We start from the raw sequence: 14,863 nt of genomic DNA on the forward strand, positions 1-14,863 counted from the left end.
ACTGCTAAACGCCAAGCACTACTTGATTTCGCCCTGAGTCTTTTGCTTTATATAAAGCGAGATCGGCTTGATCGACTAAATATTTAATGGAGTTGGTTTCTGATGGAATAATTAACGCAAGTCCAATACTCACAGTAACCCATTGAGAGCATTTGGAATGATCATGCGTTATTTGAAGACAACGAATTTCCTCGCATAGCATTGCGCCATACTGCTCTAACTCGCTGTTGTCCAAAAATGGCAATAGCACTGCAAACTCTTCGCCACCCCAACGTACTACCGTCTCACCTGGCCGTTTTGTTGCATTTTTAATAGCGTTTGCTACTTGTTTTAGTGCAGCATCTCCTGCCGGGTGACCATATGCACCATTGTAATTTTTAAAAAAATCAATATCGATAAGTGCGAGTCCTAAAGAGGTCTTTTGACGTTGCCCCCTCTTAAACTCGTTTTCAACGAGTTGCTCAAAATAGCGGCGGTTATATAAACCTGTTAAAAAATCTTCCTTACTTTGATGTTCTAGAATCTGGGCATCATGTTGTAAGCGTAAATGCGTACGAACGCGAGCTCTGACCAATGGCGGATTAAACGGCTTTGTAACAAAATCAACAGCACCGGCATCTAAGCAAGCAATTTCAATTTCTGTACTGACTGAAGCAGTCGCAAACATGACGGCACAATCTCTCGTATCAAAGTCATTTTTCAGATAACGACAAACATCAAATCCACCCATTTCTGACATTTGAATATCGAGCAGAATGAGATGAGGATGATGCAACTTCGCCATCTCAATTCCATCCCTGCCGTTAGTCGCAAAGAGAACGCTACCTAGGTCTTTCAAAATATTGCTAAGGAATCGGATTGCGGCTATGTCATCGTCGACAATCAAGATCACAGTTTTATCAGGAGAGTATGCTGGCATGACTATTTTGGTGTCTCAATTATTACGATTTGTAAACAATGTACTTAATATAATCCATTAACATTGTTTCATCTATCGTTTTTGGTTATGCAACTTTATAAACTTCAATTTAAATGTAAATCTTTATTGAATTTTTTAATTTACGGTCGCTTTTCCCCGAGACGAATTGATGAAGCTTGCCTGACCTGTTACGTTTATTTGGTCGGGTGAGCAGTCCCGAAACCATGGAGTTACCTTGACCACTTGTGCGGTAACATGCGTACCCTTCAGGGCATGGAATACCGTGATTATTCTTTGGTCAAATAGTGGATTAGTGCCAAAAATGGAAACATACCTCAGGTGATCGCAATCTACTCCCATCCCCCAATTGGAATGAAGAATTCCGGTAATACTTGAGTCTAGAACGCCAACGGCAAGGAAACTGGCCATATAAATTACCTTCAGGCGACCGCAACGGGATACCACGCCATCCCAACGAGTTAGCATCCAACGAAGGTGTGCGCTTTAACTACGACAATGGCAATATTGGAACTTCCAAAAAAAACGCGCAAAGTAGAGGTGGAAATCAAAGTACGCGTGCTCGCAAACAGCTTAGACACCTTGGGCGAGGCAGCCCGAAAAGATGTTGGAATCGTCTTGCGGCCTGAGTCGCTATTTGTAGATTAAATCAGCGCGAAGATAATGAGACGTTTGTTTGAAGACTGAAAAAATTAACTACAGGCTGAGGAAGCCTAGATAAATGCACCTGATCTGGAGAATCGTCGTTTTTTGAGAAAGACAAGTGTATTCATCGGGAGAAAACAAAAAAACCATCTGGCGTTTGAATGATTTCTCCTTGCCTAAACGCGACTACTCTCAGCGAGGCTTACTTCAACCGCAAACCCAGCGCAGAACAAACATGTTCATGCAATAGCTCTGGTTTCATATCTACCCCATGCGGCAAATCCCGTACATTCAGGTGGTGCATTTTTTGTGTTGCCGAGGGCATTAGTTCTGCATGTGGCGCGCCCGGGGTTGCGGCGGTAGGGATATGCATTGCAACGATGACGCCGTTTTCGCTAAGTACCATGAGTTTATCTGAGTGGATCATTGCCATGTCCCCACGTCGACGACGAAACTGGCGGCGACATTGCTGTTATTAAAAATATCTGCGGTATAGACAGCGGCATCAATAGCGTTGTCGCCTGCACCAACAGTACGATAAAAGCGCCCATTGCCTTTAACGATCAGTTCACCGTGAAAAGTATCTTGGGGATTGGCGGTGGCGATGGCTGGACCGATGTCGGTAATACCAGTGGTGGGCCAAGCATAACCAAACTTAACCGTTTGCCCTGCGTTGACCCAAAAAAGTCCCCCTACTGCGCGAAACATTGCCATGAGTGTTCTCCTCGATTGAAGTAGTTTTACATACGACGGGTTCAGGTCCACAGAGCAATCAGGATGCGATAGCAGCGCAGACTCAATCTGACATAGTGCTTAATGCAGCGACATAAAGACAACGCGAGCCCCTATCTGTGATGGCTAGCAGCACCACGTTGCCTTACGAGAGCCAAGCTGCTCAGCCCTCAAATCAGTGTAGTCTTAGTTATCAAAAATGTCACGAATCGATTTGGACATTTTGTCTAAAAATTGACCATTTAATTCGCCCCCCCCCCGCCTCAGAGGCACGCAAAAATGCCCGCGAAATAGCGGGCATTAACCAGGAACACAAACGTTTGGCGGAGTTACTGTAGTTGCGTCTGGATTGCTGTGCCTTGTCGAATGGTTTTGGTAACCGGTGTTTTTTCGCAGATCTCGGCTAAGCGAGTGCGTTGCTCCGAGGAGAGCGTTTCGCCAAAAGCGATGGTGCGTTCAATGGTTTCTACGCCTTGATCATCGCGGGAAAAGCGGGCATCTACTTTAATGCTGCCGAGTTGCCATCCCTTTTTGTCTGCATACATACGCAGGGTCAGCGAAGTGCAGGATGCCAGCGCAGCTAGCAGTAGCTCATAGGGTGCGGGACCGGTGTCTTTACCGCCGTTATTCTCAGGTTCATCCGACGTCAGCCGGTGAGTGCGCGCGCGTATCTCTTGAGCGTAACCTGATGTGTTGTGTAGATGGACGGTTGCCATTTGCTCTCCATGAAGTTGATGTGTGTAGTCTGATACAGACAGTTGAAGGATTGTAGAAAGACTCGCCGTTAGTAACAAGCAATCGTTATTTGCAGCCAGAAGGAATAATCCGCCTTATCCAGATAGTTCACCATTGAAAACTGATGTCGCAATTAAAAATACACGCACAAAAAAAGAGGAGCGAAACTGACGTACAGATTCGCTCCCTATCCTTTTTAATGCGTGACGCCGGTATTTCTAGAGTCGCATGTCGCTTTCATTAATCATACTCACAGCAGTATATTTTTTTACCCTATACAAACATTGCGGATTCATGCCAATTTAAGGACATACTCCCCTATTTCTTAATTTACTTCGTCGCCAGGCTTTGTGGTTTATCCCAACCGCCACCGACCGCCTTGTAAATACTGACGACGGCGGCCAGATGGGCGCGTTTGGTATCGATCAGGCCAGACTCAGCCTGCAACAGATCCCGCTGCGCACTCAGTACGTCGAGATAGCCGCTGTACCCGTTCTTGTAACGTAACTCCGCGAGACGCAACGAATCTTTCAAGGCGACAACACGGCGATTGCCCGCAGCATACATTTGCTCATTGGCGCTGGTATTAATCAAGGCATCGTGCACATCGCGGAACGCCCCCTGCACGCTTTGGACATACTGCGCCAAGGCTTGCGTTTTGCGGGCTTCAGCACCTGAGACAACCGCACCGATGGCACCAGCGCGGAATACCGGTTGCGCTAAGTTCGCACCGAGATTCCATAGCAACGATGCCGGGTTAAACAGGTCTTGAAATACTTTGGACTCGTCTCCGTAAGTCGTGGTCAATTTCAGGCTAGGGAAATACTGCGCCTTCGCCTGACCGATATCGGCATTTGCCGCAACCAAGGTCTGTTCTGCCGCAATAATGTCGGGACGACGATTCAGCAAGTCCGAAGGTAAATCAGCAGGAACGCTGAGTTGCTGGTAAATACGGTCAATGCTGTTGCCGCGCGGGATGTCCGGATTGGCAATCGCTGCCGGTGAACGACCGAGCAACACAGCGATCGCTGATTCCGTATTTGCCAGCGCCTGCTTTGCTTGCGCCAGAGTGATCTCGGTTGCTGCTGCTTCGGCTTCTGCCTGATGCAAGTCCAGTTCACCAATGGATCCGGCAGAAAAACGCTTCTGTTGCAGACGCAGATTTTCCTGGCGCGTTTTTAATGCGGAGTCCGCCAAGGCGACCTGGGCATCATAGGCACGCAATGCAAAATAATTTTGCGACAGGTTGGAATACAAGCTGCTGATCACGATACCGCGATTCGCTTCCTGGGACAGCAATCTGGCGCGTGCCGCTTCGTCAGCGCGGCTGAGTTTGCCCCAGAAATCAAGCTCATAAGACGCGCTTAAGGTGGCCTGGTAATCCTTGGCGATCAGCGGTGAGCCTGCCGGCAATTTGCCGGAATTCTGGCTCGTACGAGATTTCGAGGCAACCAAATTGGCGTCGACGGTGGGATAGCGACTGGAGTTGGCGGCGGTTGCTGTAGCACGTGCCTCTTCTACACGTCCCGCTGCCAATACCAGATCCTGATTATGTGCGACCGCCTCATCCAGCAGGCTGTTCAGAACTGGATCCTGAAATGATTTCCACCAGGACAGCCAATCGACTGCCGCAACGGATTTGGAGGCATTTGCTGCCGTATTCAGCGTTGCTGGCGTATCAAATGTAGGACGCTGATAGTCAGGCCCGACAGCGCCACAGCCAGCGAGCAGCAAGCCTGCTGCAATCGCAGTCAATACCAGCTTGGATGTAGAAATGTTTGTAGTCATCGATGTAGTCATTACTTATTCCTTCACTTCTGCAACTGGTGCATTGTGCAAAATATGCACGGGATGCTCGAAGTCGGCTTCAGTAGTTTTAAACCGTTTATCGTTAATCAGTTTAAAGAACAGGGGGACGAAGAAAATCGCAAGGAAAGTTGCTGCCAGCATACCCCCCAGCACACCAGTACCAAGCGACATCCGTGCCGCAGCGCCAGCACCGTGCGAGAACGCCAGCGGAACTACGCCCAGGATAAACGCAAGCGAGGTCATCAGAATCGGGCGGAAACGCAAGCGTGCCGATTCCAATACCGCCGCCACCGGCGCATAGCCTTCATGAACTTTCATTACCGCAAATTCCACGATCAAAATCGCATTTTTCGCAGACAAACCAAGCAGGGTTACAAGGCCAATCTGGAAGTAGACGTCATTATTAAAGTGACGCAAATACACCGCCAGCAGAGCACCAAAGATACCGAAAGGCATTGCCAGCAAAACGGAGAACGGCAAAGACCATTTCTCATACTGTGCGGCCAGAATCAGGAAGATCATCAGAACACCTGCGCCGATGGCGATACCTGCGGCATTGCTGGTACGTTTTTCCTGGAATGATGCACCGCCCCAGTCGTAACCCATATCCGTCGGCAAGACATTCTTCGCTGCACGTTCCATCGCTGCAATTGCCTGACCTGAGCTGTAACCTGGTTTAGCACCGCCCAGAATTTTGATCGATGGCAAAGCGTTGAAATGCTGGACAGAATCCGGACCAGTGATAAAGCGGATCGTTGTGAAAGCACGTACCGGTATCATCTGACCAGATGCGGAGCGCACATACATACCACCGATGTCATCTGGCTTAGCGCGGAACTGGCCTTCTGCCTGCAACTGCACGGTATAGATACGACCGTTTTTGTTGAAGTCATTCACATAGTAACTACCCATAGTCGCAGCCAGCGTATTGTAAATATCAGACAAAGCCACTCCCATCGCACGCGCTTTATCGTTATCGACATCGACATACAACTGCGGTGAATTCGCTTGCCACAAAGTCTGTACACCTGCCAACTCTGGTTGTTTATTCGCCTCTGCGAGTAATGCAGGTAACAGCTCAGCTAAGCGTTTTACGCCGCCCTCGCCTTTGTTTTGTAAATAGAATTCAAAACCACCGGTTTGTCCCAAACCTTGAATCGCAGGAGGTGCGAAGAACAATGGCAGACCTTCTTTGATACGACCGGTTTTCATATACGCTTCACCAACCAATTGTTGCGCTGAGTGAGTGCGCTCTTCCCAAGGTTTGAGCGGGAAAAACATGGTTGCTGCAGAGGATTTCAAGCCACCACCGCCGAGGAAATCCAGACCAACCAGCGCGAACGTTGTATCAATGTCCTTATTGGTTTTCATGATTTCTTCAACCTGCTTGACCATCGCATCGGTACGAGCCAATGACGTACCTTCTGGCATGATGGCAGCACCAATGAAGTAACCCTGATCTTCATCCGGCACCAAACCACCTGGTACCGTTTTCCACAACACACCGGTGACGACCAGCATGCCACCGAACACCAGCACGCCCAAGACAGCACGGCGCAGGAAGAAGGTCACGCCATTTGTATAATGTTTGGTCAGACGCAAGAATGCGCCGTTAAACCAAGTGAAGAAACGATTGTGCTGCTCGGCACCCGGCTTGAGCAAAATCGCGCACAGTGCCGGTGTCAAGGTCAAGGCAACGATACCGGACAGAACGACCGCGATCGAAATCGTCACGGAAAACTGACGATACAACTCACCCGCTAAACCACCGAGGAAAGCAATCGGACCAAACGCAGCAACCAGCACCAGGACAATCGCAATAACCGGGCCAGTCACTTCGTGCATCGCCTCAATCGCCGCATCTTTTGGCGTCATACCTTCTTCATTCATCAGACGTTCGACGTTTTCCAACACAACAATCGCATCATCGACCACGATACCGATCGCCAGTACCATTCCGAATAAGGTCAGTGTATTAATGCTGTACCCCAGCAAATGCAAACCAGCCATCGTACCGATCAGAGAAACAGGAACAGCGAGCGTCGGGATAATAGTTGCGCGCCAGCTTTGCAGGAATAAATACACCACGATGAATACCAGCACCATCGCTTCGCCCAGAGTTTTTAGTACCTCTGCAATCGACTCGGTCACAAACGGTGTCGTGTCGTACGGCGTCGCATATTCCATACCTTCCGGGAATTTAGCCTTCAGTTCCTGCAAAGTTTTTTCTAAGGCTTTGCGGGTATCCAGTGCATTCGCGCCGGTCTGCAAGAAGACACCGATATTCGCTGATGGATGACCATTCACCCGACCGTTCAGGTTGTAGTCTTTGGAGCCAAGCTCGATACGGGCAACATCTTTAACACGAATAGTGGCACCGCTCTTATCTGTTTTAACAATGATATTGGCAAACTCAGATGGTTCTAGCAGACGACCTTTGGCAGTGACCGTCATTGTCAGCTCTTCGGTATTGTTTGGCGGTGCGCCTACTTTACCTGCTGCGTATTGGGCATTCTGTTCGGTAATGGCATTGGAAATATCGGCGACGGTAATACCTAATTGCGCCATACGATCAGGACGCATCCAGATACGCATTGCATAATCTTTCGCACCGAAAATCTGAATATTGGTCGTGCCTGGAATACGTTTTAAGGCATCCAGTACGTTTTGCGTTGCATAGTTAGACAGGTATAAAGAGTCATAACGGTTATCCGGCGAATACAGCGCAGCCACCACCAGAAAGTTCGATGAACTCTTGGAGACGGTCACACCCTGACGACGGACTTCTTGCGGTAACTTGGCATCCGCCTGACGTACGCGGTTGTTGACGTTGACGGCAGCGATGTCGAGGTCAGTGCCAACTTCAAAGGTAACGTTGATCGATACACGACCATCGGCAGATGAGGTCGAATCCATGTACAACATGTGTTCGACGCCATTGATCTGCTCTTCAATCGGTGCGGCAACGGTACGCTCGACCACTTCGGCAGAAGCGCCCGGATAAACCGCGGTGACATTGACGACCGGAGGAGAAATCTCCGGGTAGCGCGAAATTGGCAAGATCCGCAAAGCGGCCAGGCCAGCCAGCACGATAATCAGCGACAGGACTGTCGCGAAAATCGGCCGATTAATAAAGAATTTTGAAAACATGAATAGTCCTTGTGCCTCGTATTACATAATGTTTGGGGGCTGAATGGGGGCGCTTAGTTTTGTGCTGAGTTCTGTATTTACTTGCTTGCAGCGGAAGCAGCTTTAGCACTCGCAGATTCGGCAACTGGCTTTGCACCTGGCGCAGCCTGAGGCATCGCTGGCGCCGGTGTTACGGCAGCCTGTGCAGTCAATGCAACTGGTGTAACGGTCATGCCAGGATCATGGGCCTTGATGAAACCATCGACCAGGACACGATCACCTGCTTGCAAGCCTTTGGTCACAATCCATTCGCCATTAGACCAGCCATCCAACCCAACAGGACGCGGTGCAAGCTTGTTATCAGGCGAAACCGTGAAAACGATTTTCCCCATCGGACTGTCGATAATTGCACGTTGTGGCACAGCGATTGCTGCACTGCGGCTTGCGCCATTCATAATTACACGAACGAATTGACCAGGACGCAAATTACCCTCTGGATTAGGTATTTGTGCACGTGCATCAAAACCGCCAGTCGCCGGGTTGATCTTTTCGCTGGCAAAATTCATCTTGCCCGTCGTTGGATAAATAGTGCCGTCAGCCAGCTTCAGTTTGATATCAAATGCCAGACTACCGTTCGTCGCACGCTTGCCAGGCAGAGCGATCTTGCCGCTACTCACGTCCTTGCTGAGCTTGAGATAATCCGCTTCGGTAACGCTGAAGTTCACATAAATCGGATCGGTCTGCACGATCGTGGTCAATAAACTATCGCTTTGCGTTACCAGGCTGCCATTTGACTTATTCGCGACACCTGTTACACCGCTGATCGGTGCAACTACTTTGGTATAACCAAGATTCAATTTGGCTTCATTCACTTGAGCACGGGATTGCTTGTAAGTTGCCTCTGCAGTTTCCAGGCTTGATTTTGCATCGTCAAATTCTTTTTGACTGATCGCTTTTTCAGCCGCCAATGGTGTCAGGCGGGCAAACTCACGTTTTGCCTGGTTCAACTTGGCTTCTGTCACACCAGCCGCTGCTTCTGCCGACGCAAGTTGGGTCTGATATGTGCCCGGGTCGATCTGGAACAATACGGAGCCGGCTTTTACGCGCGATCCTTCCTCATACACGCGATTTTCCAAAATACCGGAAATACGCGCACGCACTTCGGTCTCGCGTGAGCCGGCAGTCTGACCGACATATTCAAAATCCATTGCCAGATTTCTTGGCTGGACGGTGACGACATTGACTTCTGGTGGCGGCATGCCACCGTGCCCTGCGGCACCCGCATCTTGCTTGCCACAGGCTGACAATGTCAGTAACGGCAGGCTCAGCGCGGCAATGTGCCAGAGGCGAATGGAAGAATTAGCTTGCATAGAAGTAACTGAATCAGCGGAAGTTGGGAACATTTTTTGGATCGCTTTAGAGAGGGCGGAATTAGGTGGACTCATGAAATTTTCTCTTTCGATGGGGAGCTCGGTGTGCTATTATATACATTCACGAATGTTTGTAAATGTTTGAAACAAAAAATATTCTTGGCATCACAAGATAACAAAAAATACAAGAACAGGTGCAAGACCACCTGAATCTGCGTCGTCAGGAGAGATATTGTGGTCAGAAAAACTAAAGAAGAAGCTCAGGAAACCTATAGCGCGCTGCTGGATGCAGCTGAAAAAGTATTTGCCGAAAAAGGCGTGACCAGTACGACATTAAATGATGTGGCCAACGCAGCAGGTATGACGCGCGGCGCGATTTATTGGCACTTCAAGGATAAAGGCGCGCTCTTTCAAGCCATGTGCGATCGCGCCTTCTTGCCGATGGAAGCCTTGCTCAATGAAATTGTCTCCACACCAAGCAAAGATCCGCTGGCAAGTATCAAGCAGCTATATCTGCACTTTTTAAGACAAGTCACAGGTGACGAGCGCCAGCGCAAAGTGTTCGATATTATTTTTCATCGTTGCGAAAAAAACAGCGATCTGGTTTTTTTCGACGCGGAGGACGAAAAGCGTGTTGAGTGCCTTCACAAAGTTCAGGCCATCGTGACGCAGGCTGTTGAACAGGGCAATCTTCCGCCAAATACCGATACCTGGATCGTCATGCAAGCCATACATGCTTATGCGATGGGCATCGTTCATGAATGGCTGGAAGACACGTCAGCCTACTGCCTGATACAACACTCAGAGGCGATGATTGATATGTTCATGGCAGGACTGGTTGCACGCCCTCCGCTCAAAGTAAGCACCTGAGCGAATTAGCCGCCCCCCTGTTGGATTAGACTAACCTGGTAGTTTCCAGTCAAAACGAACTGCCAGCAGTCGCATTGCCGACGTCAGAAGAATTCCCGAAAATACCGCCACGCTCTCGGACGCACCCAGCAAGTTCAACACGAGATAAGCCCAGCACCCGGCAAATGAACAGGTCGCATAAAGCTGACCGCGCCGGAACACCATGGGGATTTCATTACAAATCATGTCACGCAATACACCGCCAAAGATGCCGGTAATCACCCCCATCATGACGCAGACGAAAATCGGCATTTGCGCCTCTTGCGCCAGAGACGCGCCGACCACACTAAATAAACCCAGACCCAGCGCATCCGCGTACAAAATCATTTTTTCCGTCACGACATGACGTAAATGACGGAGAAACGGTGTCGTAATCAACGCAAGAACAAAGATCATCAAAGGATATTCCTGGTGCTCAACCCAAAATAACGGCCGTCTGTCCAGTAAAAGATCGCGCAAAGTGCCACCGCCAAACGCAGTAATAAAGGCGACCGTAAATACGCCGACCAGATCCATCTTCTTGCGCCGGGCTTCGATAAAACCCGAACTGGCAAAAGCAATAATACCTGCCACTTCGACTGCATGAATCAGGGTGCTCATGCCTAAATGTATGGATGCCGCCACCGTATCTCCTATCGTTCTCAGGCTTTTGTCTTTATGCAGAATAGTGCAAACCCATGATTTTATTGTATAATCACTGGCTGGCAATTCTGCCAAGAGTATATTTTTAATTCCGGCAAGTGATCGACAATCGGGTCAAGAAGCAAGGCGACCGACGAAGTGATGATTGGCTACCAAAACTTTTTGAGGCAAGCATGAAAGACGGCATCCACCCAAATTATCGTGAAGTTTTGTTCCACGATGTTTCTAATGATTTCAAATTCGTTACACGTTCTACTATCCAGACACGTGACAAAATGGAATTTGAAGGCAAAGAATACCCACTGGTAAAGATTGAGGTTTCTGCAGAATCCCATCCTTTCTACACTGGCAAACACAAAATTGTTGATACCGCTGGCCGTGTTGATAAATTCCGTAAAAAATTCGGTACTGTTGGTTCCAAAACTTCTGTTGCGAACTAAGATTCTTCTTAAAGTTTGTAAAGAATGTGTTGAACAAAAAAGGCAGCTCAAGCTGCCTTTTTTTATAAATGATCCGGAAATGATCTGGATCAGCCAGATCAGCACCAAGCTACCGGGTTTTACTTCAAGCCAAATTTGCAACAATCTGCGAGTACCCGCAAAGAATAGTGTTAATGATTCTTCTGGCGCTGCACTACAATCTGGACTGCAATTTGCCAGGCACTGAAGGTCAGCCTCAAACCTTTAAGTCAGCATAAGTCACGTTACACTCCGTTATTTTTCGTCATAGCTCATCTTATAGAGACATATGAAGCCTGTACGCCTTCCTGCCGCTGCCACTATCGCCCTGCCACGCTGGGGCATTTTAGCTTTATGTCTGCTCTATATTTTGCCCGGATTGATAGGTCGCGACCCGTGGAAAGGAGATGACGCTGCCAGTTTTGGTGTGATGTGGACCATGGCACACGGCACAATAAATGATTGGCTATGGCCACACATCGTCGGCTTGCCCATGCCGGAAGAAGGACCGTTAGCCTTCTGGCTGGGCGCGATTTGCATTAAATTATTTGGCTGGCTGGTAGGTGACCCAATGGCCGCCCGGCTCGCAACCGGTATGTTCTTTATGCTGGGATCGGTGTCAGTCTGGTACACCACGTATTTACTCGGTCGTCGTACCGAAGCGCAGCCATTGAAACTGGCGTTTGGCGGACAACCTGATGCCAAAGATTTTGGGCGCACTCTGGCTGATGGTGCTTTATTGATTTATCTGGGCTGTCTGGGTCTGCTGGTGCGCAGTCACGAAACCAGCGCCGAAGCTCTGCAAATATCTCTGGTCGCCTATGCCTTATATGGCTGCGCCAGATTACTCGATAGCAGCAGCAAAATCAGCGCACTCAAGCTAGGTTTTACTCTGGGACTACTGGTTCTGACGCGTGGCTGGGTGTTACCCGCGACCTTAAGCGTATGTTTAATCGGATTATGTTTTTATCGTCAGCAAACTCAGTACCAATTACTGCTGAAGCTGACAATTCCCGCAACGCTGATTATTGCGGGATCATGGCTACTAGCAATTGCGATGGTAAATCCTTTTGACAGCTCACCCTATCCAGCCTGGATGCTGTGGAATACGCGTCAGATCGACCTTCCCTCCTTCGCCAGCATTACTTATTTGCTCAAATACGGCATCTGGTTTGCCTGGCCGGCATGGCCATTTGCCGCATGGGCAATTTATGCCTGGCGCAAACAGGAAAAAGCTCTGCACATCTCTCTACCTGTCACATTTTTAGCCTGCTTTATCCTGCTCGCACTGATTAATCCATTTTCGGAAGAAGGTATCTTGCTACCCATCTTGCCACCGCTGGCGATTTTGGCAGCTTTTGGCTTGCCGACGATGAAGCGCAGCGCAATCAATGCCGTTGACTGGTTCGCCGTGATGGTATTGACTGGCGTCGCCGCTCTGTTCTGGCTGTATTGGATTGCCTTACAAACCGGCTGGCCTGCCAGTGCAGCGAAGGCCGTCACACGCTGGGCACCTGGCTATGAGGCACACTTTAATCCCTTTACCTTTCTGATTGCCTTGATTGCGACGATCGCCTGGTTTGCTCTGGTGTATTGGCGTATTTCACGACAGCCATCCGTCCTGTGGCGCGCCGTTGTCTTATCCAGCGGCGGCGTCATTCTTTGCTGGCTGTTGCTGCTCACGCTGGCATTACCACTGATCAATCACCGTATCAGCTATGCTGGCCTGACGATGGAATTGCAAACAAAAATGCCTCAGACTTATCGCTGCATTGATAGCAATATCGGCCCTTCACAACGTGCCTCGTTTGCGTATTTTGGTCACCTGCATTTTGCTGGCTTTAATGAACGTTCATGCGATGTACTACTTTTACAATCAAGCCAGAGACTGCACCAGACCAGCGAGGTCAATGCCAATGCCTATCCAGGTAAATGGGAACGGGTGTGGGACGGTCACCGCACCGCCGACAATGATGAGCTTTTTTCTTTATATTTAAAAAAGTAATTCATAACCACGCAGTTTTTTTGTAGTCAGGGAATGCGCTTACCGGGCGCTCCCGCTTTATTTAAGTTCAATGAATTCGCAAGTCACAGCGCGCTTCCTGAAGATCAAAGCAGTTCCCGCAGAACTCCTCACTGCCCTCATCTATACTTCTGTCACGACAGGGTTATGCTGGCGGTCGTTACAGGTATCAAAAGAGAAGCTTAAAAGACGTTTGTAAGATACTGTCCGTCAACACCATGCCAGCCTGCAAAACGAACTTGAGCATGAAGAGTCGCAACTGGAATCCCTCGTCAGCCTGTATTACATCTCGCCAAACTTCAATCGCTTTGCATTCCGCTCCTTTGCGAAAGTAGAAAATCAGCCTTGGCACGTTACCAAATTATTTTCTAAACGAGTCCGTTCTGACGAATTTAATCGCTTTGAACAAGCGGTCAAATTCGACACCAGTGTTGATACTCAGGGTTACCCTGATTTTTCCATTAGCGATAAATTCCGCATCAGGATGCACTGGTTGCCCTTTACATGGAGCCGAGACAAGAGCTACGCGATGCACTTGGTCTGAATCTGGAAAATGGTTTACCTCAGGGAGTAAGCGCATGCGAGAGAGTGCGCAGCCTCTGTCCTTCATGCTAAATAATCAGCATCCGATTTTAAAAGGGAATAACATCGTTATTTCTATACCGGTGTACAAAACCAGCTTGCCGCTAACAAAACAAACATAAAGAAAACCTGCGTTTCAAGGTGCGTTTTCTACCGTTATTTCAATTGATAAGTTAATTCATCATCTGTTTGATTCTGCCAATGTGAAGATGAATAGCGTCACACTCCAGGCTTTGTTGATTTTGCAATCAGGTCTAGTACCGATGCAGGCATACCTCCCTCACACTTAGAAATCGAGGTCACAGAGACCATGATTATGTAAGACATCAACATCGCTAAAACCTGTCCGGAACAATTACATGCTTTGGGCGTCGGCGTGAGTATTGACGACTTTGGCACAGGTTGCGCACCCCTCAACTACTTACGAGAATTTCCGGTACGACGCATCAAAATCGACCGGGGTTTCGTAGAGGGAGACACTAAAAATCAAAAGGACATGGCAATCGTCAAAGCTATTTCCACACTAGGTCACGACTAAGGCATGGAAGTAATCGCAGAAGGCGTCGAGACCGAATTGCAACTCATTTCGCTTGAAAATATAGGCTGCGATTTATATCAAGGCTGGCTGCGCTCAACCGCTTTGCCAGCATGAGCCATCCAAAGCCTGCCACCCCAATTGAATCCGATAGACCAGCAAACTATAGTGATAGCGACGCGGCCCCTGCATTAAGCGTCGCGATAGAATAAATCCCGCACTCACGTAAATAATATAAATTCAAAAAACGCAAAGAGCATAAATAAGCGACACATTACACACCGCCCACATCAACAACAAACATGACGCTGGATGCCTGTAAAACACCCGAACACACAAGAAAACAGAGAAGATCCC

General features: G+C 48.7%; 11 protein-coding genes and 1 pseudogene. 4 read left to right on the top strand and 8 right to left on the bottom strand.

The genetic code is table 11. The features are described from left to right. Window positions 1–4: 4 nt before the first annotated feature. From ACO0LE_RS06225 to ACO0LE_RS06255, 7 genes are all read right to left on the bottom strand, one after another. The gene (locus ACO0LE_RS06225; protein WP_422959555.1) at window positions 5–919 is read right to left on the bottom strand and encodes a GGDEF domain-containing response regulator; all 915 of its coding nucleotides are present in this window, start codon (window positions 917–919) and stop codon (window positions 5–7) included. Window positions 920–1,784: 865 nt separating this feature from the next. Beyond that, a complete protein-coding gene (locus ACO0LE_RS06230; protein WP_422959556.1) occupies window positions 1,785–2,009 on the bottom strand; it encodes a hypothetical protein in 225 nt (74 codons plus the stop codon). Continuing rightward, window positions 2,006–2,296 (bottom strand): hypothetical protein, encoded by a 291-nt coding sequence (locus ACO0LE_RS06235; RefSeq protein ID WP_422959557.1) that lies wholly within the window; start codon window positions 2,294–2,296, stop codon window positions 2,006–2,008. Before ACO0LE_RS06235 ends, ACO0LE_RS06230 begins: the two co-directional genes overlap by 4 nt. A gap of 347 nt (window positions 2,297–2,643) precedes the next feature. Beyond that, window positions 2,644–3,030, bottom strand: coding sequence for an OsmC family protein (locus ACO0LE_RS06240; RefSeq protein ID WP_422959558.1), 387 nt, complete (start codon window positions 3,028–3,030; stop codon window positions 2,644–2,646). A 349-nt stretch (window positions 3,031–3,379) separates the two neighbouring features. Then, complete coding sequence (locus tag ACO0LE_RS06245) at window positions 3,380–4,849, bottom strand: efflux transporter outer membrane subunit (protein ID WP_422959559.1); 1,470 nt, start codon at window positions 4,847–4,849, stop codon at window positions 3,380–3,382. A 3-nt stretch (window positions 4,850–4,852) separates the two neighbouring features. Continuing rightward, entirely contained in the window at window positions 4,853–8,008 is a 3,156-nt protein-coding gene (locus tag ACO0LE_RS06250; protein ID WP_422959560.1) for an efflux RND transporter permease subunit, read from the bottom strand. 77 nt (window positions 8,009–8,085) lie between these two features. After that, the gene (locus ACO0LE_RS06255; protein ID WP_422959561.1) at window positions 8,086–9,432 is read right to left on the bottom strand and encodes an efflux RND transporter periplasmic adaptor subunit; all 1,347 of its coding nucleotides are present in this window, start codon (window positions 9,430–9,432) and stop codon (window positions 8,086–8,088) included. 159 nt (window positions 9,433–9,591) lie between these two features. On the opposite strand from ACO0LE_RS06255, the gene ACO0LE_RS06260 reads away from it, so the two are divergent. Beyond that, window positions 9,592–10,227: a TetR family transcriptional regulator gene (locus ACO0LE_RS06260; protein ID WP_422959562.1), complete on the top strand. Its 636-nt coding sequence runs from the start codon at window positions 9,592–9,594 to the stop codon at window positions 10,225–10,227. Window positions 10,228–10,257: 30 nt separating this feature from the next. Here the strand turns inward: ACO0LE_RS06260 and ACO0LE_RS06265 are convergent, their stop codons facing one another. Further along, a complete protein-coding gene (locus tag ACO0LE_RS06265; protein ID WP_422959751.1) occupies window positions 10,258–10,866 on the bottom strand; it encodes a trimeric intracellular cation channel family protein in 609 nt (202 codons plus the stop codon). A 215-nt stretch (window positions 10,867–11,081) separates the two neighbouring features. On the opposite strand from ACO0LE_RS06265, the gene ACO0LE_RS06270 reads away from it, so the two are divergent. The 3 genes and pseudogenes from ACO0LE_RS06270 to ACO0LE_RS06280 all read left to right on the top strand — a co-directional run bounded on the left by ACO0LE_RS06270 (window position 11,082) and on the right by ACO0LE_RS06280 (window position 14,623). After that, window positions 11,082–11,348 carry a type B 50S ribosomal protein L31 gene (locus ACO0LE_RS06270; protein WP_262835590.1) on the top strand — a complete coding sequence of 89 codons (267 nt, stop codon included), beginning with the start codon at window positions 11,082–11,084 and terminating at the stop codon, window positions 11,346–11,348. A 307-nt stretch (window positions 11,349–11,655) separates the two neighbouring features. Next, the gene (locus ACO0LE_RS06275) at window positions 11,656–13,371 is read left to right on the top strand and encodes an ArnT family glycosyltransferase (RefSeq protein WP_422959563.1); all 1,716 of its coding nucleotides are present in this window, start codon (window positions 11,656–11,658) and stop codon (window positions 13,369–13,371) included. 931 nt (window positions 13,372–14,302) lie between these two features. After that, window positions 14,303–14,623 (top strand): annotated as a pseudogene (locus ACO0LE_RS06280) (EAL domain-containing protein). Window positions 14,624–14,863: the final 240 nt, after the last annotated feature.

The sequence above is a fragment of the Undibacterium sp. Xuan67W genome, from assembly GCF_049340165.1.
GTDB lineage: Bacteria > Pseudomonadota > Gammaproteobacteria > Burkholderiales > Burkholderiaceae_D > Undibacterium.

Excerpts from the sequence above, each read along its gene's own strand:
- ACO0LE_RS06225 (WP_422959555.1), bottom strand. The coding sequence starts at position 919 with ATGCCAGCATACTCTCCTGATAAAACTGTGATCTTGATTGTCGACGAT.
- ACO0LE_RS06230 (WP_422959556.1), bottom strand. The coding sequence starts at position 2,009 with ATGATCCACTCAGATAAACTCATGGTACTTAGCGAAAACGGCGTCATC.
- ACO0LE_RS06235 (WP_422959557.1), bottom strand. The coding sequence starts at position 2,296 with ATGGCAATGTTTCGCGCAGTAGGGGGACTTTTTTGGGTCAACGCAGGG.
- ACO0LE_RS06240 (WP_422959558.1), bottom strand. The coding sequence starts at position 3,030 with ATGGCAACCGTCCATCTACACAACACATCAGGTTACGCTCAAGAGATA.
- ACO0LE_RS06245 (WP_422959559.1), bottom strand. The coding sequence starts at position 4,849 with ATGACTACATCGATGACTACAAACATTTCTACATCCAAGCTGGTATTG.
- ACO0LE_RS06250 (WP_422959560.1), bottom strand. The coding sequence starts at position 8,008 with ATGTTTTCAAAATTCTTTATTAATCGGCCGATTTTCGCGACAGTCCTG.
- ACO0LE_RS06255 (WP_422959561.1), bottom strand. The coding sequence starts at position 9,432 with ATGAGTCCACCTAATTCCGCCCTCTCTAAAGCGATCCAAAAAATGTTC.
- ACO0LE_RS06265 (WP_422959751.1), bottom strand. The coding sequence starts at position 10,866 with ATGAGCACCCTGATTCATGCAGTCGAAGTGGCAGGTATTATTGCTTTT.
- ACO0LE_RS06270 (WP_262835590.1), top strand. The coding sequence starts at position 11,082 with ATGAAAGACGGCATCCACCCAAATTATCGTGAAGTTTTGTTCCACGAT.
- ACO0LE_RS06275 (WP_422959563.1), top strand. The coding sequence starts at position 11,656 with ATGAAGCCTGTACGCCTTCCTGCCGCTGCCACTATCGCCCTGCCACGC.